This window comes from Spirosoma sp. KCTC 42546 (genome assembly GCF_006965485.1).
GTDB lineage: Bacteria > Bacteroidota > Bacteroidia > Cytophagales > Spirosomataceae > Spirosoma.
Genome location: NZ_CP041360.1, coordinates 2,283,529 through 2,307,258 on the forward strand (window position 1 = coordinate 2,283,529; position 23,730 = coordinate 2,307,258).

Below are 23,730 nucleotides of genomic sequence, written 5' to 3' on the forward strand. Positions count from 1 at the left end.
ACATATGCCCTACCATCTACCCTCAACTAGTTCGCTTAAACACATCAGGCAACGTCTGCTGACAAGTCTATTCCTCCTTATTCAACTTGCCTGTGCCAGCCGTTTATCAGCACAAACGCTCGATACAGAGCCGCTAAGCGTGACCGCAATTTGTCCAGGCGCGCAACTGGATGTCACTGGTTTTAGAACCACAGCTGCTGATGGCTACGCGATACAGCTATCTGACGGCGGAGCGACCTATACCGAAATTCCTTCAGTCTTTGTATCGGCATCGGGTCGTTATGAAATTGTATACAGGGCTACAATTCCAGTCGGTACACCCGCCGGAACAAATTACCGGATTCGGGTAGTATCAAAAAATCCAGATATCAATGGAAGCCCAAGCCCGACCATTCTGACCGTAAAGGCCGCACCAGCCGCACCAACGGCAATCAACTCCTATAGTTACTGCCAGCAAACAGCGGCTTTATCGCTTTCTGCTACGGGTACGGGGTTAAAATGGTACGACGCATCCGGAAAAACCTTCGCTACAGCGCCTACGCCGTCAACCGATATACCAGGGACGGTAAGCTATTTTGTGACTCAAACGACGGATAATTGTGAAAGCGCGCGGGCCGAAATTAAGGTAACCACCAAATCCACACCAGGTGCACCGGGCACTGTGGCACTGTCAGTCTGTCAGAACTCCCCAACTCAGTCACTTTCGGCCACTGGCCAGAACTTACGATGGTACACCACCGAAACAGGCGGTACTGGTATAACAACGTCGCCAACCTACAGTACCAGCCAGACGGGTCAGACAAGCTATTACGTTAGCCAAAGTCTGGAAGGTTGTGAAGGCCCTCGCGCCCTGCTGGCGGTTGTAGTAAAGCCCATCCCATCTGCACCGGCTGTAACGCCAAAGACGATTTGTCAGTTTGCATCGGCTGAAGCCGTAACGGCCATAGGTGAGGGGCTAACCTGGTACAACACCGATGGAAACAAGTTTGGTGCCGCTCCGACAATCACCACCGACAAAGGGGGGGCGTTTTCGCTGCTGGTGACGCAAACCGTAAATGGCTGCGAAAGCCCAAAGTCTACGTTGGTTGTTACAATTTCAACAACACCTGTTCCAACTGTTAGTAAGGCAACGGTTGAACTTTGTCAGGGAACTACTGCGCAGCCGCTGGAGGCTACGGGTACAAATCTGAAATGGACCGACCCGAGTGGTAACGTGACAACAACAGCCCCAACACCACCCACGCTGACTGTTTCCTCCAATCCGAATGGGGATGTGTATTATGTGACGCAAACGGCCAATGGGTGCGAAAGTGCGAAAGTGGCCATCACCGTATTTGTTCAGGCGCTACCCGCTATGTCTATAACGGGCAGTACTACCGCCAATCTGGGATTAGAGGTGCCCCTGAAACTAACCTTTACGGGCATAGGGCCATACCGCTATAAATTGTCGACTGGGTTAACCGGAACCGCCATAAAAGACACAACCATTCTGGTTCTGCCAGAGAAAACGACTGTTTACCAGGTTACTGAAGTAAGCAATAAATGCGGAACCGGATTGCCCAACAATGGATCGTCAGCTACGGTCACTGTCCTTGTGCCTACTATTCAGACCTTAGCTCTTACCTCAACAACCCTCTGTGCGGGCGCTAGTTTGACAACGCGTTTCTCAACATCAGGGGTATTCAATTCGGGGAGCGTTTTTAAGCTTCAACTGGCTCGGATTGAAACGGATACGACAAAAGTATCTTATGTGGATGTACCGAATAGCCTGGCTACGGATGGGCAAGTGACCGGTACGATTCCAACCAATACAACGGGCGGTACCTACCGGGTGCGTGTTGTAGCAACGAATCCCAAAATCCCGGTTAATGGAAGCGTTAGTTCAACCTTACTGACCGTTCGACCGCTGGCCGCAGCCACACTTACCGGGAACCAGACCATTTACGAGGGACAACCTGCCAGTTTATCCGTCGTGTTTTCAGGCGATGCGCCCTGGAACTTCGCCTATCGTGACAGTACTGGAACTGGACTGGGTACGGTTCAGTCATTGACCGCCACCACAAACCCCTATGCCTTTGCCGTAAACCCCAGGAAAACCACGTCTTATTTTCTGACATCCGTTAGCAATGTATGTGGCGCAGGTACATTAACAGCTCGCGTGGTAACGGTGACGGTGAATCCACTATTGGGAATTGAGGACCAATTGCTGACCGAAGCAGTGGAGGTCTATCCTGTTCCAGCCATCACAAGTCTGACGGTCCGAATCAACGGCTTATCGGCGACACAAACGGCGCTTCTGGAAATTACGGATATGACTGGCTACACAACTACCCGGCAGGAAACCCGACAGGCTACATCGTCGGTTTCGCTCGATCAATATCCAGCCGGTACGTATATTTTAAACATACGGGTCGGGGATAGGAAGGCATCTAAGCGAATTGTGAAGTTGTAAAAAGTAGTTCAAGTCTGGTGTAAATCCAACCGGCGGCAGGTTGTAGGCTGGCACGGGTAACTGCCCTCATCGGCCTACAACCTACTCTTTTTCTCTCGTTCCAATCGGTGATATACATTACTAAAATCGTTGCCGTTTGCAATAGCATTGGATAAGGCTGGTACACCTGCCCGGCCTACTTTAGCGAGCCAGCGAGCCACTTCGTCGGCGGCTGTTTGATAAGCCAGCATGGTATGGGTAGGATTGTTTCCAAAAAAATCGTGGGTGGTTTCAAGCTCCGAGAGCTTTAACATCGGGCGTGGGCGAATGTGCATGGATCTTGTTTCAGGCCATTCTGATCTGTTGCGTGATGAACTATCTGGATGCTCCCATATCGTTGGGTTGCTGAATCGGTAATCCACCATTAAGGCAAGGCCTTCGTTGAACCATTGGGGAATCTGTCGTTTAACCCGCCACCAGCCCAGCCGGGTAAATAATTCATCGTGGCACAGTTCATGGGCAATTACATCAGCATTGTTGCCATCCGGGCCCAGCACCAAATACGAGTCTCCCCAGGGCATTCCCAAACTACAGCCAGCTCCTTCTCCACCAGCACAATACTGCTCGTAATCAGCTTGTTGAGGACAGTAAATCAGGATAGCTCCCCCACGTTGGGCACCCCAGAAGCGTTTAATACGAAGCTGAGCTGTTCGAACATGTTGGCGGAGTTGTTTATGTTGCTGGCTTGTAGCGGCCTGATGCACATAAACCGTTGGCATACCCGTGAGTGGTCGAAAGTTTGCCGACTGGCTAACCCGAATACACTGAATCAGTTGTGGGTAAAGGAATAAAAAGCCAATTGGCAGAACAATCAGCAGGGGTAAACTATAACGGAGCAGTACGTTTCCACGCATGAAAAGGTCAACGGATCAGACCGGTTGTTTATTGGCTTCGCGATTTTTTGAGCAATGTAACTGGTTTATTTAGCTGAACTAAATCGATACAGGAATGGGGCTTTATGAGCGCCCCCGCTGTATTGCTTATCCAGACGCTCCAGAATACCCAGACTTAGCATCTTGCGCTGAAAACCGGATCGATGTAGTTTCTGATCCAGAATGGTTTCGTACAGGCGTTGTAAATCAGCCATTGTAAAGATTTCGGAGAGCAGATTGAAGCCAATTAGTTTCCGATCAAGGTCGGTGCGCAACGTGTCTAATGCCTTCTGAACAATGGTTTGATGATCCTGCATAAGCGGAGGAAGATTGGCTAAATCGTACCAGCCACAACTATCCGACAGGGAGTCCGGAATGGGCACTGCTTTCGTAAAATCAACTAAGGCGTAATAGCCTACTGAAACGAACCGGCTGAGCAACCAATGATTCTCCCTGGGCGTTAATCCTTTAGCTGTCATGATAGCCCGCATCGGGCTTGGGTCGTGGCGATTAAGATCGCCAAAGACATAAAATTGCTCCAGGTAAATATCATGCAAACCTGTTCGCTCCGATAAAACCCGTCGGGCCGCATCGTTCAAATTTTCAGTTGTTAGAATAAATCCGCCCGGCAACGCCATCAACCCGGTGTTACGATACTCCAACAGAAGAATCTTCAACTGATTTTGGTGAAACCCAAAAATGACCGTGTCGATGGCCAGACCTGGTAAAAAACCTGAACCGTCTGTTTTACTCTCTTCCGGGTGTAACTGATCATTCATGCCATTAAAATTTAGCCGCAAGTAACAAAAATTTTGGCCGTCTCACTCGAAGCGTCTATTATTGTATCAATTTGTTACAATAATAGAAATACTTCCTTATCTAATTGACTGATTAGGGAGTAAATAGATGTAAGCCAACCTTTTTTCACGATTACACAAAACTGATTGACATGAAAACCCTTTTTATGCTTTCATTGCTGACTGTGCCATTCGCCCATTTGGCCGTGGCTCAGTCGACTAATGCGCCCCAGGCTAAAACTGCCAATGGGATGGTGGAAGGCGTTACCGAAGCCAGCGGCATTCGCGCTTTCAAAGGAATTCCCTTTGCTCAACCGCCAGTTGGCGACTTGCGCTGGAAAGAGCCACAACCCACCAAAAACTGGACGGGGGTACGTAAAGCCGACCATTTTGGTCCACGTGCCATGCAGGGCAACATTTTTGGAGACATGGGTTTCCGCTCGGATGGTATGAGCGAAGATTGTCTCTATCTGAATGTGTGGACTCCTGCCAAATCATCCAATGAGAAACTCCCTGTATTAGTGTATTTCTATGGCGGTGGATTTGTAGCGGGCGATGGCTCTGAGTCACGTTATGACGGCGAAAGTATGGCCCGTAAAGGCATTGTGGCCCTCACGGTCAACTACCGGCTAGGCGTATTTGGCTTTATGGCCCATCCTGAGTTAACCAAAGAATCTCCCCACCACGCATCAAGCAACTATGGCTATCTGGACCAGGCGGCTGCTCTCAAATGGGTACAGCAGAACATTGCTGCCTTTGGTGGCGACCCCAAGCGGGTTACTATTGCTGGTGAATCGGCAGGCTCGGTTTCGGTCAGTGCGCAAATGGTCTCGCCTTTATCGAAGAACCTGATTGCAGGTGCTATTGGCGAAAGTGGTTCATTACTAGGAACACTGCCACCTGCGCCACTGGCTACTGCCGAGGCAATGGGCGTTAAGTTTGCAACCGGTGCCGGTGCTAATTCGCTGGCCGAGCTACGGGCAATGTCGGCAGAAAAGCTACTCGAAGCCACTACCAAGCCAGGTGTACCTTGGTTTACATCGGCTTTAGACGGCTATTTCTTCCCTAAATCGCCGGTTGAGCTATTCGCAGCTGGTGAACAGGCGCATGTGCCCTTGCTGGTTGGCTGGAATTCGGAGGAAATGAATTATCGGTCTGTACTGGGTAAAGAGCAACCTACGGTAGATAATTATACGGCCGCCGTGAAGAAACTCTATCCTGAACGCGCTGAGGAAGTATTGAAATTATACCCAGCCAGTTCGGATGAGCAGGTGCTCCAGGCCGCTACGGATTTAGCCAGCGATCGTTTTATTGGCTACAGCACCTGGCGTTGGTCTGATCTACAGGCGAAAACGGGTGGTAAGCCTGTATACCGCTATCTATACGCACGGCCCCGCCCAGCTATGACGGCTGCCATGGGCGATGCTGCTCCTGGTTTAGCCGGTGGTGTTGTTAGAGGGGGTGATGCATCGGCTATGAAAATAGCTCCGGCACGTGGAGCCGTGCATTCTGCCGAAATTGAGTACGCCATGGGTAATCTGGCCAGCAATAAAACCTATGCCTGGACGCCCGACGATTATAAGGTGTCGGAAGTGATGCAGAATTACTTCGCCAACTTTATAAAAACCGGGAATCCCAACGGAACCGGTTTGCCGAAATGGTCGGCAGTGAGCGGTGACAAAGAGGCTCCCTTCATGCTGATCGATGTAAACACCCACCCTGAAACGGAGAAAAATCGGGCGCGGTACCTGTTTCTGGATCAACTGAGTGCCAAACAGTAATTGGTTAATAGTGGGAGTCGTGTAGTGGTGCAGTAGTGTAGTAGTTCCTAAAACCTACTACACTACTGCACCACTACACGACTCCCACTATTATTTACTGATCATCTCCGCTACTTCCCGACCCGTTTGCATGGCTGCGTTGAGCGATGGATAGGCCGTTTGATCACCACACTGGTAGAGATTAGGACCTGGCTGGAGGGATTTACGAAGTGCGTCTTCGCCTGCCTGTTCTGGAGCATAGGCGGGTAACGCACGCGGAATCGAATAGGTGCGCAAATGGTGCCATGCCTGAACTCCCTGGCCGAACCAGCCAACAAGTTCCTGCTTAATCAGTTCGGCTAAGGCTGTTTCGCTGATGGGTTGTGGTCCTTGTGTACTTACTGAAATCAGGACCTTATCGGCAGGTGCATAGTCGGGGGCAACATCGCTCATAATGGCAATATTATGCACCACTGAATTCCGGTTCGTATTGAGAATCAATAACTTTTTCTGCTCAGGGCTGATCGTAAGTTGAGCGGGATCGGCTGAAAAGTAGGTGCAGGTAGTCTGGTTAAATGCCTGTTCAGTAGGAGCAGGGTTCCCTAACAACGTAGCCGCCTGAGCTGCATCGACGGCCAGCACAACGGCACGGGCTTTGATTGTCTCGCCAGTACGTAAGCGAACGGTATTGCCCGAAATTCCGTCCACCGGGCTGTTCAGCCGAATCTGTTCAGGGTTCAGGTGGCTCGCTACTTGATCGGCAATGGCTATGATGCCTTTTGCGGGTACGGCCCCATCGCCTGAGAAAAACATCCGGAAACAGAATTCGAAGAAATTGCTCGACGTCGTCAGGTTGTCTTCCAGAAACACACCGCCAAAAAACGGACGGAAAAACCGGTTAATGATTTGCTCTGAAAACCCAAATTCCTGTAAAAAAGCGAGGGTTGTTATGGACGTTTGGCGGAATAATTCATCAAAGGTCAGGCTTTGGGTTCGGCGCATTAATTCCGCAATACGTAGTTTATCGCCTACGGTTCCCACCGAGGACGCCAGCGTTTGAAAAATTGATAGCGGCTCCTGAAGTGGATTCTGCAACGTTATCCAGTTCCCCTGATCACGAATGAGCGCACCTGATCGAAAAGGTTTCAAATCCAGCGCGCTGTAGTTGAGCAATCGCTGCGCTTCCGGATAGGCGGTTAATAAAATCTGAAACCCCCGATCAAGCTGGAACCCATCCACATAATCCGTACGAACGCGCCCACCCACACCGTCGCTGGCCTCGAGTACTAGTGCATCAATACCGGCTTGCTTCAGGTAAACGGCACAGGTAAGACCGGCTATGCCAGCGCCAATAATAACAACGGGTGAATCCACCGCAACGGCGGGCGGGCCGGGCAAATCAGCAGACATAATTAAATGAGTTGGAAACGTGAATAAAATTCAAAGTTAAATGACACGCTAACTGTAGCATAACAGAGATGGCAAAGTTGTAGTACTTTTTTTATAAAATTTGAATTATTTGAAGTTTAAAAAATTTTAAAGCATTGACTATCAGTAGGTAATAATTGTGTATTGTTGTTTTTTTTTAGAAAATATTAATTTTGTGTCAACAAGTTGCGTTATAGCCGCATGAAACTGTTGGTTGTTGATAACTTTGACTCGTTTACGTACATGCTCGTAGATTATCTACAGCAGGCGGGTGCCGTTTGTCGGGTTGTTCGTACTAACGAATCATGGAGCCAACTGACCGACGAACCTGTCGATGCGGTTGTATTGTCGCCGGGTCCGGGCGTTCCGGGTCAGGCGGGGCGGCTTATGGATGTGATCGAGTATTATCATCAGCAGGTACCCATGTTGGGCGTTTGTTTGGGACATCAGGCTCTGGGTGAATTTTTCGGTGCAAAACTGATACCCGCCCATCGCCCAATGCATGGTAAAGTATCATTGACCCGCGTGATCGAAAAAGATGTGTTATGGCAAGGGCTACCGACTGAGTTTGATGTAACACGCTATCATTCGTTGGTGCTTACAGACATGCCTGATTCATTGGCCTGTACTGCTGTTACGCAACAGGATGAAGTAATGGCACTGCGCCATCAGACTTTGCCGATCTGGGGCATTCAGTTTCACCCTGAAGCTGCCTTAACACAATATGGATTACGAATTATTGAAAACTGGATTGAGTTTGTATTGTTTAGGAATAAAAAAACAGATTCTGCCACATCCTTAACCATTGAATACGCATGAACTATCGGATTCGGGAAGAAGCGGGCTTCCGCTATGTTGATGAAGGCCAGGGGGATGTATTACTCTTGCTGCATGGACTATTTGGAGCGCTCAGTAACTGGGATAGTGTAATCAGCACGTTTTCGGATCGCTACCGGGTTGTGATTCCACTGTTGCCCATTTATGAAATGCCACTTCGGCAGGCTAGCCTGGAAGGACTGGTGGCCTATATTGAAAAGTTTGTTGCTCAGAAAGAGCTGCACGGCATGACGTTGCTGGGCAACTCATTGGGAGGCCACTTAGCCATTCTGTATACGTTCAAAAATCCTGATCAGGTTCGGGGCTTAGTGCTCACGGGTAGTTCGGGCTTATTCGAGAATGGTATGGGTGGATCGTTTCCCAAGCGAGGAAGTTATGACTACATTGCCGAACGCGTTGCCTATACATTCTACGATCCGAAAGTAGCTTCCAAAGAGCTGATTGACGAAGTGTTTGAAATTACCAGCAGTATTCCTAAATGCATGAGCATTGTGGGTATTGCCAAGTCGGCTCAACGGAACAATGTGGCAAAAGATTTGCACAAGATTAATGTACCCACGCTGCTGGTTTGGGGTCTAAACGATACAATCACACCGGCAGAAGTAGGCCACGAGTTTAATCGACTCATTGCCAATTCGGAGCTTTACTTTATTGATAAATGCTGCCATGCACCCATGATGGAGTGCCCCGACCGGTTTAATGAATTACTGGATAGCTGGCTCGCCCGACATCTGGTTGGTGAGTTGGTGGAGTAAGTTAGTAAGTGGAGTTAGTGAAATGAGTTCGTTGTGGAGTTAGTGAAGTTGAGAATAGGTGAATTACGAGTTAAAACCCACTTAACTCACTACACTAACTGCACTTATTTCACCTACTCCACCAACTAACCCAATAAGATTTGGAAACTATGGAGGAATTTCCGTAGTTTTCTGGTGAACAGATTTCTGTTTTATTTACTACACGTTATTACCTATGCTGGCTGCCGAACTAATAGACCCAATGCTTCCGGCTCTGAAGCCAACCGACTCGGTCGGGCAGGCACTGGACTGGATGCAGGAACACCGCGTCGGGCAACTCGTGCTGACTGATCAGGGCGATTACCGGGGTATAGTGAGCGAAGAACTGCTCCTGGATGTTGCCGACGATGAGCGCACAATCGGTAATGTGATGCGTCTGTTTGAGCAAACTTATGTTCAGGAAGACCAGCACTTATTTGAGGTACTCGGACTGGTGGTTCGGCATCAGATGGAAGTGGTTGCCGTGCTGAATGAAGGACAGGAATTTATTGGTACTATTGCTGTTAGTGAATTGCTCAAGCAATTTGCCCAGGAATTGGGTGTACAGGATGTGGGTGCCATTTTGATTCTGAATATGAACGAGCGTGATTATTCATTGACGGAGATCAGCCGACTTATCGAATCCAACAATGTTAAAGTCATTAGCAGTTATTTTTCCAGTGCTGCCTATGGCATGCCCGATCGCTCCCGGCTAACACTTAAACTCAATCGACGGGATATCTCGCCCGTTATTTCAACCCTTGAACGCTTCGGTTACCAAATTGAAGCTGCTTTTGCCAATGCTCCTGTCGAAAGTATCGATCAGGAACGGCTCGATTCGCTACTTCGTTACCTTAACACCTAGTTTTGAGGTTTACAGTTTACGGTTTACGGTTGGCTGTCGCACCGTTGTTCATGCGACAGCCAACCGTAAACTGTAAACTGTAAACCGTAAACTTCTTCTTATGAAAATCGCCATTCACGGGCGCAACTTTCCCGAATCGGCCCGGCCTTACATCCAGTCCATGTTCGAGGAACTGGCCAGACGGCAAGCCGAACTGATTATCTCGCAAGGCTATCGAGAGTTCCTGGATAATGCGGGTGTTGCCCATTATAGTCAGGCTACCTATACGGTCGAGGAAGGAGTTACAGATGCTGATTTTATATTCAGTCTGGGGGGCGATGGCACACTGCTCGATGCCGTGACACATGTGGGTCCCCGGGAAATTCCAATTATTGGTATCAACATTGGCCGACTGGGTTTTCTGGCAACGGTTGCGCCTGCCTCCGTTCGGCTCATGATTGATGCGCTGTTCAATGATCAGTATAGTATTGATGAACGAACATTGGTAAGCGTTCGGTCGAGCCAGGACATTTTTGGAAGTCTGCCCTTTGGCCTGAACGACTTTACGATTACCCGTACACAAACCTCGTCAATGATTACGGTGCATGCCTACCTTGACGGCGAATTCCTGAACTCATACTGGGCCGATGGATTGATCGTGTCCACGCCATCGGGTTCTACGGGCTATTCACTGAGTTGTGGGGGACCGGTTTTATTACCGCATACGGGTAGCCTGATTATTACACCCATTAGCCCGCATAACCTGAACGTTCGGCCAATGATAGTGATGGACACTTGCCAGTTTACGTTTGAGGTTGAAAGCCGGAGTGGTAACTTCCTTGCCGCACTGGATTCCCGCTCGTTTACCGTTGATACCTCCGTTCGGATCAGCCTTCAGAAAGAAACATTTAAGGCGCGGTTAGTTAAACTTAGCGACGATAACTTCCTGAACACGTTGCGTAGTAAACTTAATTGGGGTTGGGATATCCGTAATTAACGAACCAATACCGGAGATTGTATACAGTCTGCTTTAGTTTTCTCAAATTCTCTCCATTTCCCATTTGTGGCATAATTTTTACGGTATACTGCCAATAAAAGCGTCAATCCGGCCGTTTCGGAATTGGTTGGCTTATGAGCTCAATCGGGGTTGATTCACCTATTTAAAGAGTATGAATAACTACAAGCAGTTGGTAATAAGCGCTGCGGCAGTTTGGTTGCTGACAGGTTTACTTACAGAAAGCTGGGCACAGCGACGACCAAACACGCATTTCGTTCCGTATTCGTCGGTTACTTTTGGTGGAGGAACATCTACCTATTTTGGTGATCTGGCAGGCTATAGTCATCCGTTTAAATCATTATTTACGCTACCTCGCTGGAATCTGGGCATTGGGTATACGCGCCAGTTTACGCCCAATTTTGCGGCCCGGGCTACGTTTACCTGGGCTCGGATTACGGGTGATGACTATACATTCGGCAAAAGTGATCCGAATAAATTTGCTGCTCAGTATGCTCGAAACCTGCACTTCCGAAATGATTTAAAAGAGTTCGCGGTTACGGGGATTTATAATTTTATTGAGGATGGACGTAACTCAAGCGTTCGGGCAAAATTTACCCCCTACGTGTTTGGCGGTTTGGCCTTAGTGGCGCACAGCCCAGAAGCCCGAACACCTACCGCCAGTGATACCAGTAACCAATATGGCGCACGTACGTGGGTAAAACTCCAGCCATTGCATACAGAAGGGCAGGGGCAACCTGGCTATCAAAAGCCGTATTCGCTTGTAACCCTGGCCATTCCAGTTGGCATTGGCGCCCGATACAGACTTAATGAGAACTTTAATCTCGGTGTTGAAATAGGGTATCGGTATACATTTACCGACTACCTTGACGATGTGGGCGGACCTTATGCCTCTCCTGACGCCTTACAAGGCCTGGCAAAAACAATGTCAGATCGACGACTTGAGCCTGATGCCTCCCGTGTTAATGTTACGCGTAACCCGAGTGTGCAGGATTTCCGGCAGACGAACCCCGACCAATTTACCACGACTGCCATGCGTGGAGCCGATGGAATTTTTAATGATGGTTATTTACTGACTACCTTTTCAATTCAGTATATTATCCCCATAAAAATCAAGTGCCCACCTACCAAGTAAACTGTAGACAGAAAACATATAGGTTACTGTCATCGAATTTATGCATCGATACCGAATGAATATAGCCCGGCTGATTGTAGCTGGGCTTTTTATCAGTCTTAGCACGCAAGCGCAAAAAATTGAACTTGGAGCCACGTTAGGCGGAATGCTTTGCAAAGGCGATGTGAATCCGGCCTTGAACCCCCGGTTGATTAGTCCGGCTATTGGTGGTTTTTTTCGGTATAACGCAACCCGATCCTTTTCCATGCGGGCAGGCGGCTCTATTGGCTCTTTCCGGGGTGAAGACCGTTTCAGTAGCGATCCTCTTCACCTGGCTCGTGACTACTCTTATAAGACCAGTATTCAGGAATTATACATTGATTTTGAATACAATTTCCTGAATTACAAACCTCTGCCTAAAGCTAAAAACTGGACTCCGTACATATTTGGTGGAATAGGCTTATGTAGATTCAATAATGATGTTATTCGGGCAGGGGGCGTTGTTACGTACCCACTTGGTATAGGTGTTAAGTATGAAATAAAGCGCCCCTGGAGTGTTGGTCTGGAGTTCGGTACACGGTTTACGCGGAACGATTACCTGGACGGTCTGGGCGATTTGACATTTGGTAAGGCAGTTACCAAAACGTCGCAGGGAAATCCGGCTCTATCAGATAGTTATACCTATGCTGCTCTAACAGTGAGCTACACCTTTTACAAAATCGTTTGTCCGTAGCGAACGGATTTCTTTGTACATCGCTTAGCCTGCCTGCCCCCATAGATACATAAGTATAAGTAACCCAAGAATGAGCGCGACCCAGCTCATAATAGCTCGACTACCTGGCGTTGGGCCATCGCGTAACACCTTAACCCCAAGCGGTACCAGCGCTATGCAGAGACCAGTGGTAGCGATTACCGAGGCTACAGAACTGCCTTTGAGTACACCAAGCATTAGGGAAGACATCATGCCTAAGGCCAACGAGCGTAGTAGGCCGAGCGTGCCTGAGCGGTAAGCGCCGATGGCTAATATGATCCAGCCAAAGAGAATTGCTGCTGATAGGGTCGCAATGATATGGAAGGCCCCGTATGAGTTGGCAATGGCCTTTGTTGCCTGTTGCAGGCCCTGAATGTTCACTAATTGAAAAGCTAAATGATTAATACCGTAGTGAAAGGTGCGGGCAAATAGGCCTAGTATAACCAAGGTTCCGCCCCAGATTCCCCAGGCAGGTTCTTTATCGCCAATCAGTTTGGCGAGGGTAGCAATAGCGGGCCATAGTACTATGTTACCTGCCAGAAACAGGCTATAAGACGTAGTGAGTAGCACTGGATGTTCCTGGTAAGCTTTGAGCTGTTGAGGAAAGAAAAAGTCGAACTGTAGGCGGAGGAGTGTTCCAGCCAAAAGCAAAATCGGGCCAAGTAGTAACGTGGCTCCACCAACCCAGCGGCCCGGAAACCAGAAAGCTTCAATCTCAGTTGAATCCGTTTTTGTCGATGCCATCTCTTTTTAAAAACAAGATACTTGCAATAAACAGTACTGTGCAATGCATACTATGTAAGCGGGCCTATTTTTAAATAAATGGTAATCGATAGCCAGATATAAAAGCACTCGTTTTCGCTGAAATGATAAACAGCCTCATAGATTAAACACAAAAAGCATCGCTGTTAGTGGCGATGCTTTTTCGTATTACCCCCAACCCCCTGAAGGGGGCTTTGCTCGACTATTCTCAACTTAAGCCCCCTTCAGGGGGTTGGGGGTAATACGAAAAAGCTCATTGAAAGTGGTATTAAGTGACTTGTACTTGTTTCTTTTCTGAAGTCGACCGGGTCCCTTTGTTAGTTGGGCGACGTACGATGATGACGGCAATAGCCAGGGCAATCACGATAATTGCCCCTAAAACTGCACCCATCAATCGTTTCATTTCATGAAAAGGCAAGGTTATGTCCTGAGAAGCAAAGACCCGGTATTTAAGCAGGTCGATCTGCAGGCCGTTCATGTCCGATACGTCAAATGCTTGCTTGTAATGAATATCCTGCCCGTGTTTATGAACATCGATTTGAATCAACAGGGTTTGACTATCCTCGGAAATTCGCGCTTGCACGTTGGAGTAGGAGGGCTGAGCCTGTACCGTTAGGTTCAGGCTCAGCATCAGACCAATCAATAGGTGTTTCATGAGTAGATGGTTGTTTATGTTATTCACTTCGTAAACTCTTTACCGGATTCACGAGGGCGGCTTTTACCGTTTGGAAACTGACCGTTGCCAATGCAATCAGAACAGCCGCCAAGCCAACGCCTGCGAAAACCCATACGCTGATTGTGATGTGTTCCAGGTAATTATCCAGCCAGGTTTTCATTAAAAACCAGGCTAATGGCAAAGCAATCACCAGGGCAATGAGTACCAGTTTTACAAAGTCCTGCGATAACGTGATAATGATGTTGGCCAGACTGGCGCCCATCACTTTCCGAATCCCAATCTCTTTGGTTCGTTGTTCGATGATCATCATAGCCACGGCGAACAGACCTAAGCAGGAGAGTAAAATGGCAATGCTGGAGGCCAGACTACAGATACGCGACAGTTGCTCTTCATTCTGATACCAGGCATCGACGTTCTCATCCAGAAACGTGCCGATAAATTCTGACTGCGGAGCTACTTCTTTCCACACGTCTTTAAGCTTGTCCATTGTGCCCGCCAGGCTCTGCGGAGTAACGCGGACAAAAATGTACCGGATAGGCTCATCATGCGAAAGGTACATCGTAATGGGTTTGGCTTCGTCGGCCAGCGAATACAGGTGGAAATCGGGGACGACGCCAATAATCTGAGATTTTGTGTTCGACGAGTCGGCATCGTCGCCCATCAATACGCCTACCGGGTTAGGCTCGCCCATCATTTTGGCCATACTTGCCGTAATAATCACACGCTTCACAGAGTCAGTTGCATAGGTACGGTCGAAATCGCGGCCAGCTATTGGCTTAATGCTCAGGGTTTTCAGGTAATCGAAGTCGATTAATAGTAAATCGCTTGATACTTTTCTGCCTTTGTAGGTGAATCCCATAGTCGAGCGGGAACTGACGTGATCTTTGCCTCGTCCCAGATTGACTCCGGTACCACTTATAGCCAATATCGAAGGATCGTTAGCCAGTGTATTACGCAGGCGACCGAGCACCTGCCGACCATTCACCTGATTGCCAACCGGAATGCTGATAACCTGTTCTTTTTGGAAACCAAGTGGTCTTGTCCGCAGAAAATCCAATTGCTGCGACGCAATAATTGTGCAACAGGCCAGCAGGCTCGACATAACAAATTGTGTAACAATAAGCGAGTTGCGTATGGCACCGGGGCGTTTGATCGACAGTTTGCCTTTCAGCACTTCTACCGCATTGAACTTCGCCATTTGCCAGGCAGGATAGCCCCCTGCCACGAACGTGACTGCCACAAATACGCCCAGAATGACACCAATAAAACCCGGCTGAAGCATGTGCGCAAATTGGAGTTTGCCGTCAAAAGTGGCGTTGAACAGCGGTAGAAGCAGGTAGGTGAGCAGCACGCCTACTAAGAATCCAACAAGACAGATCAACGTTGATTCGCCCCAGATCTGGACAAAAAGCTGGTTTTTGAGCGCGCCCAACGCTTTTCGCACCCCCACCTCACGGGCACGGGTAAACGACCGGGCAATGCTTAAATTAATGAAGTTGATGCAGGCAATCAGCAGGATGAAAAAGGCGATACCCATTAGTGTATACACGATGGCAATTGGTGTACCACCGCCCCCCGCTATATCCCGATCAAAATGTACTCGGGAAAGATTCTGTAATCGCACCGCAAATAAATCGCCACGCTGGTCGGGTTGGGCTCCTTTCTTTTTGAGTTCATCCAGCGCAGAGCGGTAATACTTCTGTGCGAAGGGCTTCAGGCGATTTTCGAACGTAGCCTGATCGACATGGGGTGGTAATTTTATATAAACAGTGTGCGAATTAGCAGTCCAATTATCTTTGTCGTGCTGATAAGCATATGAATTCTCGATCCGAATTAATGCGTCGTATTGAATTGTGGAATTGTACGGTGCATCGCTAATGATACCAGTTACGATGTATTGCTTTTTATTATTGTCGTTGCCAATCAGCAGGGTTTTGCCTACAGGATCTTCGGTACCAAAGGCGGTTTTGGCCATGTTCTCGCTGATAACGACACTGCTTAAATTGTGAAGTGCGACTGCCCGATTTCCTTTAACGAGAGGAAACGAAAAGATTTTCAGGAAATCCTCATCGGTTTGCAGGACCAGTTTATCGAAATATTTTCCCTTTACTTCTACCAGACTTTTTCGCCCAGTTAAAATGCGGGCTGCGGCTTCCAGTTCCGGAAAATCAGCTTTTAAGGCTGGCGTGAGGGGCAAAGGCATGTTACCACTTCGGAGCGCTTTTTCTGGGTCATTTGAGAAGAAGTAGGTCTGAAAAATACGGTCGTCGTCCTGATGGAAGTTATCGAATGTCAGGTGCAAATACGATCTGAGAAACAGGAAAATACAGACAACGAAGGCCACTGAGAGGCCAACGACATTGATGGTCGCATAGCCTTTGCTTTTCCAGAGGGTACGGAGGGCTATTTTAATATAATTATGGAGCATGTCGGGTTGTAGAATAAAGGTGGTTCGCGGGTTCGGCTCGAATCGTCGGGTTGTTGATTTGTAATGATGGGTGTTTGCCGAAATAGGTTGAGCACTACCCGAAGCGCGTCGCTTCAGGAAATAAGGCCGACAGAATTTAATGACCTCCAGAGCGTAAAGCTGGCGGGCTTTCTTCTCGCCAACTTCCTCTACCTGTAATTCAAACTGTTCATGCAGATCGCCTAGCAGCTCTTCCAGCAGGTAGGGCGGACACAACCACGTGAGCAGGCGATCGGCCCAGGCCGGTGGGTGGGGATATACGTTCGGCTTATCCATGACTGATGATCGGGTAGGTGTTCGGAATCGAATCCCAGAGTTGATTGCGCACATCCCGCATCTCGCCCAGGGTTCGTTTCCCCAGGGCTGTAATACCGAACAGGCGTTTTCGCCGACCTCCCCGAGAGGCTGTGGCACCTCCCAGTTCAGAACTGACGAAGCCTTTTTCTTCTAAGCGATACAAGGCAATGTGTACCCCACTCAGGCTGATTGTTCGGTCAGTACGCTGCTTAAGTTCGGCGGCTATAGTGACGCCATAAGCCCCACCCTCCAGCACAGCTACGGTGAGTAAAACCAGCTCTTCGAATTCCCCTAAATATGATCTTCCCATTGGCACTACTGATTTGCTTATTATTTGCTAAACAAATGCCTTGCCAACTTCAGAAATGGGCTTTTGGGGCCTGATAAGGGCTATTTATATTCTGGAAGGGATTTTAGTTTGTCCAGAAACGGACAGTAGTCGTACAATTGCGGACAGGTTGATTGTAGTGCCGACCGTTGAGTCGTCGCACCGCCCGTCGGGTATATAGTTAATCGTTTGCTTCTCATTGCTGCATATCCATGTTGAAAAAACATGAGCTATACATTTAATGTCTAAATCATTAAAAATCAACGAATTGAAAATATGGCGTGTAACTAAATTCTTAAATAAAGGAAATAAACTATATTGCATTGATTATAGTGGCTCGAAATTAGTATGATATTTCAATACGCAGACGATTTAAGCAAATTTGTGGTTCAATGTCCTCCCAATGATTATAAACCGTTAAACATTGCTGCTTATAGGTGGGTTTTTGACGAAATTGGAAATCCAGATAACTTTAAACCCTTATACTACAAAAACCCTAGGCGTGTTTCTATATGGATGATTTGGGTAGATGTCAATCAATGGCTTTATCCATGTTTAACAGCCTTGAAAGCGCTAAAAAACGTTTCAATTCTTTAAAGAAGCAACTTGGTAATAACGCTTACAAAGCATTAGGAACCCAAATAGCGTTTGAGAACATAACAGAGAAGGACGGTGTTAATAGTGCAATAGATGGAAACGGTCACTTTAGTCATCATCCTGTTGAAGGATGTAACCATGAAAGTCGCTTTATAATCATTGAGCAGTTACCCTAAATGGAAGCTTTAGTAGGCGCACATATCAAACAGTTGGATTTCATTCCATTTAAACATGGTGACTTGCTTTACCATGAAGGGCCGTTGCTATCCCACTTCAAAGACTCCATTAATCCAGATACTCATTATTTATATAAATGGTCTGATTGTAGTGAATCCATCAATAGGTGGATGATCATTAAGGTGACATCAAATAGTCTAATTGATTTTCTAAGTAAGGGGATATCTATCAAATCATTAAAAATCAGCCCTTTGTATATTTTATTGATTTTGATAATCAGCATTCAATAAACGACATAATATTGGTGGGAGTAGACGCTTTACCAGAAGGCTATTTACCTTCTGAAGACTCGCTATATGATGAAGTAGCGTATGAGGATTATGCCAAAACTTTACGTGTAAGGCTAAAATCTCGTGTAAGACTAAAATCTCAAGCTTTTAAGAATATAAGGCATGAACCTCGCTTGCCGTAAATTCTTTTGTAGTGATGAATGTCCATGCGTACCAATAATAGATTTGAATTCTATTCTTTTCTTAATTCATACCATAGCTCCACCATGCCGCTTTTGTAGGCGGTCACGTCCTTCAGGTGCAGCGCTTGTTCCTGACCAAGTTGATCAAGAAATAATAGCCCATCGCCCAAAATAATAGGCAAAACGGATAGCCGGATTTCGTCTGCCAGTTTCAACCGAATGAACTCGCTGGCAAGCACGGCTCCGCCTACAAGCCAGACATTGGTATAGTTTGGTTTTAGGTGTTCATTCACAAGTTTGTTGAGATCGCCCGAATAGAATTCAACATTCGTTCTCTCAATTGGCAAGCTGCGGTGCGTGACGACAATAGTTGGCGTGTCTCCATACGCCCATCCATACGATTTCGACAGTTTCAGGGCGTGTTCATAGGTCCGGGCACCCATCACATAGCAATCTATTGTCTTAAGAAATTCCTCCGGGTCTTGCCCGGCAACCCCTTTCTCATAGCTGTCAGCCGTTTCAAACCAGGAAACGCTATTGTCTTTTTTAGCAATCATGCCGTCAAGACTGGAAACCATATGGATTGTGAGCGTGAAGGAGTCGGTTGGCATTGGGGAGATGGGATGTAAAAAGGTTGGCTTTAGTTAACTTGGCCTCCACCTAGTAAATAGATGAAGATTTTGTCCGCGCAGTAATCCGGCAGATTTAAACAATAATATGTTTGTGTGACCCCGATGGGGTCACACAAAGCCTTACTAAGTTTTGTCTGATTAGATACATTACAAACATAGCGAATTGTTCCTTTTTCGGTAACCATCAGCTACTGCTGTATAACCTCTATACAAAGTCCAATCTTGCCCTCGAATGCTACGGCATTCTCTTCGCCTGTGCCTCCAGAATCAATTGCAGGTTTGCGTTCTCTTTGGTGATGTGCGTGTAGCTGCCTTTGCCGGTCTGGGCTAATTTTTTGAGATTCTGACCGTTCACTTCCTTCTGACCAAAGGTGAAAATTGTCAGATAAACATCCTGCGTACTGGCTTCGCTGACTAATTGAAACACCTCGTCACTCACTGGGAATTCGCCGTCGGTGGCCAGGATGATTCGGTTGTTGCCTGCCCGGATGTAATTCTTGTTGGCTACTTTGTAGGCTAAGCGAATACCGCCATTGCCATCCGTATCGCCGTCGGACTGGAGCTGGTCGATTATACGGGCAATCTCGCTGGCGTTGCTGCCCGAGGTGGGCTTGAGGGCTACTTTCGCCTTGCCGGAATAGACGATAACCGAAAGCTGATCTTCGGGCCGGACAATGTTCAGTAGCGATTTGATGGATTTTTTTAAGAGGGGTAACTTATACGGCGAATCCATGGAGCCTGATACATCCAAGAGCAACACCATGTTGTTCGCGGCAAACCCGGCCAGCGAGTTAACCACGTTTGGTTGACCGGGCCGGTCGATATATACCGTATCGACTTTTGTTTGATTGACATACACCGTATCGTGCCGGATGACCGTCTTCCCCATCGTGGTGGTTGGGCTACTTATGGGAGTTACAGTGGTTGTATTTTGCGCAATTGGTTTCGTTTCGGCAATCGGCTCTTTTATTGGCGGGGTAACTTTTTCGGTTACCAGTAGGGGAGTTGTTGAGGAAACAGACCGTTGGAAGGCCAGAACGTTTGGTTCATTGATGGTCTTCAGAACGCCCATAGTAGCCAACTCGCTGAACTTATTGTACGGGTAGGCGACCTCGTTGTTGAAGAAATAGTAAAAGGTTTCGTACGCCTGGCTCGCTGATTTTCCGGCAACTTTCTGGGCCATTTCGGCGAGCCGAAGTGAGTTCTCGGCAAGATCTTCATAAGGTGTGTACGGGCAAAGGCCATTGCTGCGTCCATACCGTTTTAAGCCCTTTAGATTCTGATATTCGTCCGTAATCAGGGTTCGGGCTTCGGCTTGCAGGGCATCGGTAGGTGGTACCTGAGTAGCTTCGCCTTTCAGATACGCTCGAATGCCAAATAGAATCTCTTTGTTCAGGTCGACAAGCTTCAGCATTGCTTTTCCCGATACGTTCCAGGGCGTGACTGGTTTCTTTACAGGATAACTCTCATGAATGCGCCGGACGTCCTGGTAAAGTTGTTCCTTTTTTTTGTCGAAGATGTCGAAGAGATAAGCGTATCGATCCAGAATAGCGTCGGAGCGTTTCAGGTGATCCTGTTCGTACTGTTTGGTACTGGTGTAGGTAATCAACTCAATACTTAATGCGTCCATTTCTTTCAGAATAGCCAGGAGCACATCGGCCTGCCCGTTGATAGACGCCCGATACGGTTGAGGAATCTGGGGTGTATTGATAACCAGCAACTGATGCTCAGATAAGGGGACGTTGTAGTCCTCATGCGAATACGTCAGATTGCTTCGCCGTTTGGCGGAGCCCGGTTCCCGATAGTACGCTGCCGACGATTGGTAATTACGTACCAGCAACTGCATCTGATTCATCTGTCGCAATGACTCGTTGATAAAGTCCACATACGCATTTAAAGCGGCAAAGGTTGCTGCACTGGCTGGGGCTGTGGCCGGTTTTACCGTAAAGGCAATGGGTTTACTATCCCGGAATGGCTCCGTCTGACTGGTAGTTGGAGCGGGAGCACTGGGAACATCAAACGCAAAAACAGGAGCATACTTAGGGTAATCCAGTAGTTGCCTGGTGGCTGCACTGTATTTGACGAAACTCTGATACCAGTTGAGCAGATCGTTGTTATACTGGTTGATGAATGACCGATAAAATTCGTTGTTATGCCGGGCCGTTTGCTGAGCGGCAAAGGTATACTCATCGACACCCCGCTTCTTTACCGCCTGAATCGTTTGCAAACCGGCTTTGAACGACCCCACCATATCAGAAGCCGGATACTCAATAACGGACTTGCCTTTGCCAAACTCATTCAGCAGTTTTTCGTCGGCGACTATGCTTTGCTGGATGAACTTCACTGGCCAGTTTGACTTCCCATTCTCATTAAGGTAATAGGATAAGGTATCGAGCAATCGTTGCTGGCTGAGTAGCACCTGCTCCATTTCTTTCTCGGTGTAGAGGTAGGCATCCGACGAGCGGTATGGTTGGTATCGGCGATAGACCCGTTGGATCTGCTTATACAGCGTGTCTTTGTCGCGGCTAAACTGTGTTGTAAGGGCTTGAAGGTCGGTGATGAGCGTGTTTGCTTTCTTGAAATTATCACGCTGATAATCTTTGAGTCGGTCATAGGTTTCTAAGGCTTTAGCCGTCTGGTCTATTTTGTTCACTAATTTCCAGAGCGACTGAGCGCCAGATTTTAGGCGTTGTTTCTCGGCATCCGTGAATGCATCGCCAGTGAGCGCTTTTTTATAATAGTAGTCCTCCAGCATCCCCGACGGCGACAATCGTAAGGGCAATTGAGAATGCCCTCGGGCTTGATAGGCGCTCATATCAGTATAGTAAGCCTGTACGCGCTGGAATCGGTCACTCACTTCATCCACCGATTGATTCAGGAAGGCGACGTACTGGTTGAGTGCCTGCTGAGGTGTTTCGCGCAGTGCCTGACCAGATGCGAAATAGGCAAAGCAAATAAGAAATAAGCACAGGTAGGGATGCATAACTAGGGTGATTTTGCGCGATTACTTAATGGAAATTCTCGGTAGCCGGGACGAGTCGAAGACGATACCGAAGCGTAAGTTTCTGTTGCACATCCGCAGGGATGACATACTCCTGATATTGCACTGGTGAAATCCAGCTCGACCAGTCTGTGGATTGAGTTGGCAACCGGGGTAAATCTAGTGGAAAGAGCAATGGTTTGTTGTGTAAAAACACCCGCATCTGCCACTTGTCGACATACATAGGTGCCGTAGCCCAGGGCAAAATAAGGAATTCACCTTCTTTCCGAACGGCTTCGGAGCGGGGGAAATTGCCGCTATTTTGGCCTCCGATATAGTCCATTGAAATCGCCGATGCAATGTCTGAGCCTGCCAATAGCGGTTTGGCTGCTTTTACTTCGATCTCCAGAGCCGCCCATTTGCCTTCATAACTCAGTCGCTGAGGTTCCTGAGCTGTGTTCACGGCCCAATAAACAAGCCACCCTACAATGAGTATAGCGTCGGCAATCTGAAGATAACGTAAGGAGTGCAGTACCAAAAAACGACTGCTAAGATACCAAAGAATAGCTATACCAATACCGGCTAGCGCAAGACCACCCAGCACGCCAAAGTAGCCATAGGCAATACGATCTTCTCCACCGCCACCTGCATCTTTAGTAAACCACCATACCATACCAAACCCCAGCCAAAAGAAGAGCGGTGCCAGACATAAACAGGCGATGCCTAACGTAAGTGTCCGTTCCATGGGTGTTATTCGGCACTTAGGTTCAGGATTTCGTTGATCAGCCAGTGGTTGTTCTGGCATACCAAACGAAATTCATAGTCTTCAAGTAGGAAAAATTTTACAGAGGCTCGATTTTGATGAACCTTCACCGAATTGATTTTCAGTGCTTTCAGGGAGTTCAATTGCATATCTACATCCTGACTGAGCATAACCAGATCGTATTCAAATCCAGTAGGCGGGCCTTCATGTTGGGGGCTCAGTTGAAAACCCGCCTGCCGCTCTTTAAAATACGTTCGCCATTCATTCAGATAGGTGTCAGTTAGCTTATGACTGCTTTTCAGATACGCCAGGTACTGCTCTGTATTTTTCGTATTTACCGAATAATTTTTACCCGCTTGCTGATTCACCAGAATGATCTTACTGGTTGAACTAATATGGGCTTTATACCAGCCCAGGAAATCCAATACAGTGCGAGTTGCTTCTTCAGCATCGGTATGGTTGTTAACCGTATAGGATGGGTTCCTATTAGTTGCATTGAGTGGGCCAGCGGTCATAAGGACTAGCGCTGTCAAGATAATTGTCGATTTGATCATGGGTTTCGAAGACACGTGTCTGCCCTCTGCCGATAGAGCTAAGGAGTTTTAATACTCGAAGTTGCGGTTGAACCAACTGAGAATCTATTGGCAATGAATAACGGGTGGATTTAAGGCCATAACCTGTGGAGATGAAATGATAATCTGATACACCTGCCACGTAGATTATGTGGTTTACGCGTGAGCTAATCAGCCTGAATTGGTTGAGGTTGTATGCCTTTGCTTAGAAGAATTTCCGCTTAGTGCAGAGGCTAAAACACGTGAACTAATATACGAACAGAGAAATGGTATTTAATCTTTATATATTATGATTATTTAGGATAATATATCTATATATATGGTA

The 23,730-nt window shown here is 47.6% G+C and carries 20 protein-coding genes; 9 read left to right on the top strand and 11 right to left on the bottom strand.

The features are described from left to right. Window positions 1-4: 4 nt before the first annotated feature. Window positions 5-2,452: a T9SS type A sorting domain-containing protein gene (locus EXU85_RS09170; protein WP_142771794.1), complete on the top strand. Its 2,448-nt coding sequence runs from the start codon at window positions 5-7 to the stop codon at window positions 2,450-2,452. 74 nt (window positions 2,453-2,526) lie between these two features. On the opposite strand, the gene EXU85_RS09175 is transcribed toward EXU85_RS09170, so the two are convergent. Further along, a complete protein-coding gene (locus tag EXU85_RS09175) occupies window positions 2,527-3,345 on the bottom strand; it encodes a hypothetical protein (protein ID WP_142771795.1) in 819 nt (272 codons plus the stop codon). Between the two features lie 65 nt (window positions 3,346-3,410). After that, window positions 3,411-4,142, bottom strand: a complete 732-nt coding sequence (locus EXU85_RS09180; RefSeq protein WP_142771796.1) for an NUDIX domain-containing protein — start codon at window positions 4,140-4,142, stop codon at window positions 3,411-3,413. Between the two features lie 170 nt (window positions 4,143-4,312). Here EXU85_RS09180 and EXU85_RS09185 point away from each other — a divergent pair, with 170 nt between their 5' ends. Continuing rightward, on the top strand, window positions 4,313-5,941 hold the full coding sequence (locus EXU85_RS09185) for a carboxylesterase/lipase family protein (protein WP_142771797.1): 1,629 nt from the start codon (window positions 4,313-4,315) through the stop codon (window positions 5,939-5,941). 90 nt (window positions 5,942-6,031) lie between these two features. Here the strand turns inward: EXU85_RS09185 and EXU85_RS09190 are convergent, their stop codons facing one another. Then, on the bottom strand, window positions 6,032-7,330 hold the full coding sequence (locus EXU85_RS09190; protein ID WP_142771798.1) for an NAD(P)/FAD-dependent oxidoreductase: 1,299 nt from the start codon (window positions 7,328-7,330) through the stop codon (window positions 6,032-6,034). Window positions 7,331-7,549: 219 nt separating this feature from the next. Here EXU85_RS09190 and EXU85_RS09195 point away from each other — a divergent pair, with 219 nt between their 5' ends. The 6 genes from EXU85_RS09195 (at window position 7,550) to EXU85_RS09220 (ending at window position 12,664) form a co-directional block, all read left to right on the top strand. Beyond that, the gene (locus EXU85_RS09195) at window positions 7,550-8,167 is read left to right on the top strand and encodes an aminodeoxychorismate/anthranilate synthase component II (protein WP_142771799.1); all 618 of its coding nucleotides are present in this window, start codon (window positions 7,550-7,552) and stop codon (window positions 8,165-8,167) included. After that, window positions 8,164-8,940: an alpha/beta fold hydrolase gene (locus tag EXU85_RS09200; protein WP_142771800.1), complete on the top strand. Its 777-nt coding sequence runs from the start codon at window positions 8,164-8,166 to the stop codon at window positions 8,938-8,940. Before EXU85_RS09195 ends, EXU85_RS09200 begins: the two co-directional genes overlap by 4 nt. A 214-nt stretch (window positions 8,941-9,154) precedes the next feature. After that, window positions 9,155-9,823, top strand: a complete 669-nt coding sequence (locus EXU85_RS09205; protein WP_142771801.1) for a CBS domain-containing protein — start codon at window positions 9,155-9,157, stop codon at window positions 9,821-9,823. Window positions 9,824-9,923: 100 nt separating this feature from the next. Then, window positions 9,924-10,799, top strand: a complete 876-nt coding sequence (locus EXU85_RS09210; RefSeq protein ID WP_142771802.1) for an NAD kinase — start codon at window positions 9,924-9,926, stop codon at window positions 10,797-10,799. 172 nt (window positions 10,800-10,971) lie between these two features. Then, the gene (locus tag EXU85_RS09215; protein WP_142771803.1) at window positions 10,972-11,952 is read left to right on the top strand and encodes a DUF6089 family protein; all 981 of its coding nucleotides are present in this window, start codon (window positions 10,972-10,974) and stop codon (window positions 11,950-11,952) included. A gap of 40 nt (window positions 11,953-11,992) precedes the next feature. After that, window positions 11,993-12,664, top strand: coding sequence for a DUF6089 family protein (locus EXU85_RS09220; RefSeq protein WP_142771804.1), 672 nt, complete (start codon window positions 11,993-11,995; stop codon window positions 12,662-12,664). Between the two features lie 24 nt (window positions 12,665-12,688). On the opposite strand, the gene EXU85_RS35620 is transcribed toward EXU85_RS09220, so the two are convergent. The 4 genes from EXU85_RS35620 to EXU85_RS09240 all read right to left on the bottom strand — a co-directional run bounded on the left by EXU85_RS35620 (window position 12,689) and on the right by EXU85_RS09240 (window position 17,194). Further along, on the bottom strand, window positions 12,689-13,426 hold the full coding sequence (locus EXU85_RS35620) for a hypothetical protein (RefSeq protein ID WP_210422454.1): 738 nt from the start codon (window positions 13,424-13,426) through the stop codon (window positions 12,689-12,691). 286 nt (window positions 13,427-13,712) lie between these two features. After that, window positions 13,713-14,099, bottom strand: a complete 387-nt coding sequence (locus EXU85_RS09230) for a hypothetical protein (RefSeq protein ID WP_142771805.1) — start codon at window positions 14,097-14,099, stop codon at window positions 13,713-13,715. Window positions 14,100-14,118: 19 nt separating this feature from the next. Next, window positions 14,119-16,863 carry an FtsX-like permease family protein gene (locus tag EXU85_RS09235; RefSeq protein WP_246859479.1) on the bottom strand — a complete coding sequence of 915 codons (2,745 nt, stop codon included), beginning with the start codon at window positions 16,861-16,863 and terminating at the stop codon, window positions 14,119-14,121. Continuing rightward, the gene (locus EXU85_RS09240; RefSeq protein WP_142771806.1) at window positions 16,856-17,194 is read right to left on the bottom strand and encodes a PadR family transcriptional regulator; all 339 of its coding nucleotides are present in this window, start codon (window positions 17,192-17,194) and stop codon (window positions 16,856-16,858) included. Before EXU85_RS09240 ends, EXU85_RS09235 begins: the two co-directional genes overlap by 8 nt. Before the next feature lie 557 nt (window positions 17,195-17,751). Between EXU85_RS09240 and EXU85_RS09245 the strand changes: the two genes are divergently transcribed. Further along, window positions 17,752-17,985, top strand: a complete 234-nt coding sequence (locus EXU85_RS09245; RefSeq protein WP_142771807.1) for a hypothetical protein — start codon at window positions 17,752-17,754, stop codon at window positions 17,983-17,985. Window positions 17,986-18,508: 523 nt separating this feature from the next. Here EXU85_RS09245 and EXU85_RS09250 read toward each other — a convergent pair. The 4 genes from EXU85_RS09250 to EXU85_RS09265 form a co-directional block, all read right to left on the bottom strand. Continuing rightward, window positions 18,509-19,069, bottom strand: a complete 561-nt coding sequence (locus EXU85_RS09250; protein ID WP_142771808.1) for a dihydrofolate reductase family protein — start codon at window positions 19,067-19,069, stop codon at window positions 18,509-18,511. Between the two features lie 256 nt (window positions 19,070-19,325). Beyond that, window positions 19,326-22,073, bottom strand: a complete 2,748-nt coding sequence (locus EXU85_RS09255) for a VWA domain-containing protein (RefSeq protein WP_142771809.1) — start codon at window positions 22,071-22,073, stop codon at window positions 19,326-19,328. Between the two features lie 25 nt (window positions 22,074-22,098). Beyond that, on the bottom strand, window positions 22,099-22,815 hold the full coding sequence (locus EXU85_RS09260; RefSeq protein ID WP_142771810.1) for a hypothetical protein: 717 nt from the start codon (window positions 22,813-22,815) through the stop codon (window positions 22,099-22,101). Between the two features lie 5 nt (window positions 22,816-22,820). Next, window positions 22,821-23,387 carry a hypothetical protein gene (locus EXU85_RS09265; protein ID WP_246859481.1) on the bottom strand — a complete coding sequence of 189 codons (567 nt, stop codon included), beginning with the start codon at window positions 23,385-23,387 and terminating at the stop codon, window positions 22,821-22,823. Between the last annotated feature and the right edge of the window lie 343 nt (window positions 23,388-23,730).

Excerpts from the sequence above, each read along its gene's own strand:
- EXU85_RS09170 (WP_142771794.1), top strand. The coding sequence starts at position 5 with ATGCCCTACCATCTACCCTCAACTAGTTCGCTTAAACACATCAGGCAA.
- EXU85_RS09175 (WP_142771795.1), bottom strand. The coding sequence starts at position 3,345 with ATGCGTGGAAACGTACTGCTCCGTTATAGTTTACCCCTGCTGATTGTT.
- EXU85_RS09180 (WP_142771796.1), bottom strand. The coding sequence starts at position 4,142 with ATGAATGATCAGTTACACCCGGAAGAGAGTAAAACAGACGGTTCAGGT.
- EXU85_RS09185 (WP_142771797.1), top strand. The coding sequence starts at position 4,313 with ATGAAAACCCTTTTTATGCTTTCATTGCTGACTGTGCCATTCGCCCAT.
- EXU85_RS09190 (WP_142771798.1), bottom strand. The coding sequence starts at position 7,330 with ATGTCTGCTGATTTGCCCGGCCCGCCCGCCGTTGCGGTGGATTCACCC.
- EXU85_RS09195 (WP_142771799.1), top strand. The coding sequence starts at position 7,550 with ATGAAACTGTTGGTTGTTGATAACTTTGACTCGTTTACGTACATGCTC.
- EXU85_RS09200 (WP_142771800.1), top strand. The coding sequence starts at position 8,164 with ATGAACTATCGGATTCGGGAAGAAGCGGGCTTCCGCTATGTTGATGAA.
- EXU85_RS09205 (WP_142771801.1), top strand. The coding sequence starts at position 9,155 with ATGCTGGCTGCCGAACTAATAGACCCAATGCTTCCGGCTCTGAAGCCA.
- EXU85_RS09210 (WP_142771802.1), top strand. The coding sequence starts at position 9,924 with ATGAAAATCGCCATTCACGGGCGCAACTTTCCCGAATCGGCCCGGCCT.
- EXU85_RS09215 (WP_142771803.1), top strand. The coding sequence starts at position 10,972 with ATGAATAACTACAAGCAGTTGGTAATAAGCGCTGCGGCAGTTTGGTTG.
- EXU85_RS09220 (WP_142771804.1), top strand. The coding sequence starts at position 11,993 with ATGCATCGATACCGAATGAATATAGCCCGGCTGATTGTAGCTGGGCTT.
- EXU85_RS35620 (WP_210422454.1), bottom strand. The coding sequence starts at position 13,426 with ATGGCATCGACAAAAACGGATTCAACTGAGATTGAAGCTTTCTGGTTT.
- EXU85_RS09230 (WP_142771805.1), bottom strand. The coding sequence starts at position 14,099 with ATGAAACACCTATTGATTGGTCTGATGCTGAGCCTGAACCTAACGGTA.
- EXU85_RS09235 (WP_246859479.1), bottom strand. The coding sequence starts at position 16,863 with ATGGATAAGCCGAACGTATATCCCCACCCACCGGCCTGGGCCGATCGC.
- EXU85_RS09240 (WP_142771806.1), bottom strand. The coding sequence starts at position 17,194 with ATGGGAAGATCATATTTAGGGGAATTCGAAGAGCTGGTTTTACTCACC.
- EXU85_RS09245 (WP_142771807.1), top strand. The coding sequence starts at position 17,752 with ATGGCTTTATCCATGTTTAACAGCCTTGAAAGCGCTAAAAAACGTTTC.
- EXU85_RS09250 (WP_142771808.1), bottom strand. The coding sequence starts at position 19,069 with ATGCCAACCGACTCCTTCACGCTCACAATCCATATGGTTTCCAGTCTT.
- EXU85_RS09255 (WP_142771809.1), bottom strand. The coding sequence starts at position 22,073 with ATGCATCCCTACCTGTGCTTATTTCTTATTTGCTTTGCCTATTTCGCA.
- EXU85_RS09260 (WP_142771810.1), bottom strand. The coding sequence starts at position 22,815 with ATGGAACGGACACTTACGTTAGGCATCGCCTGTTTATGTCTGGCACCG.
- EXU85_RS09265 (WP_246859481.1), bottom strand. The coding sequence starts at position 23,387 with ATGATCAAATCGACAATTATCTTGACAGCGCTAGTCCTTATGACCGCT.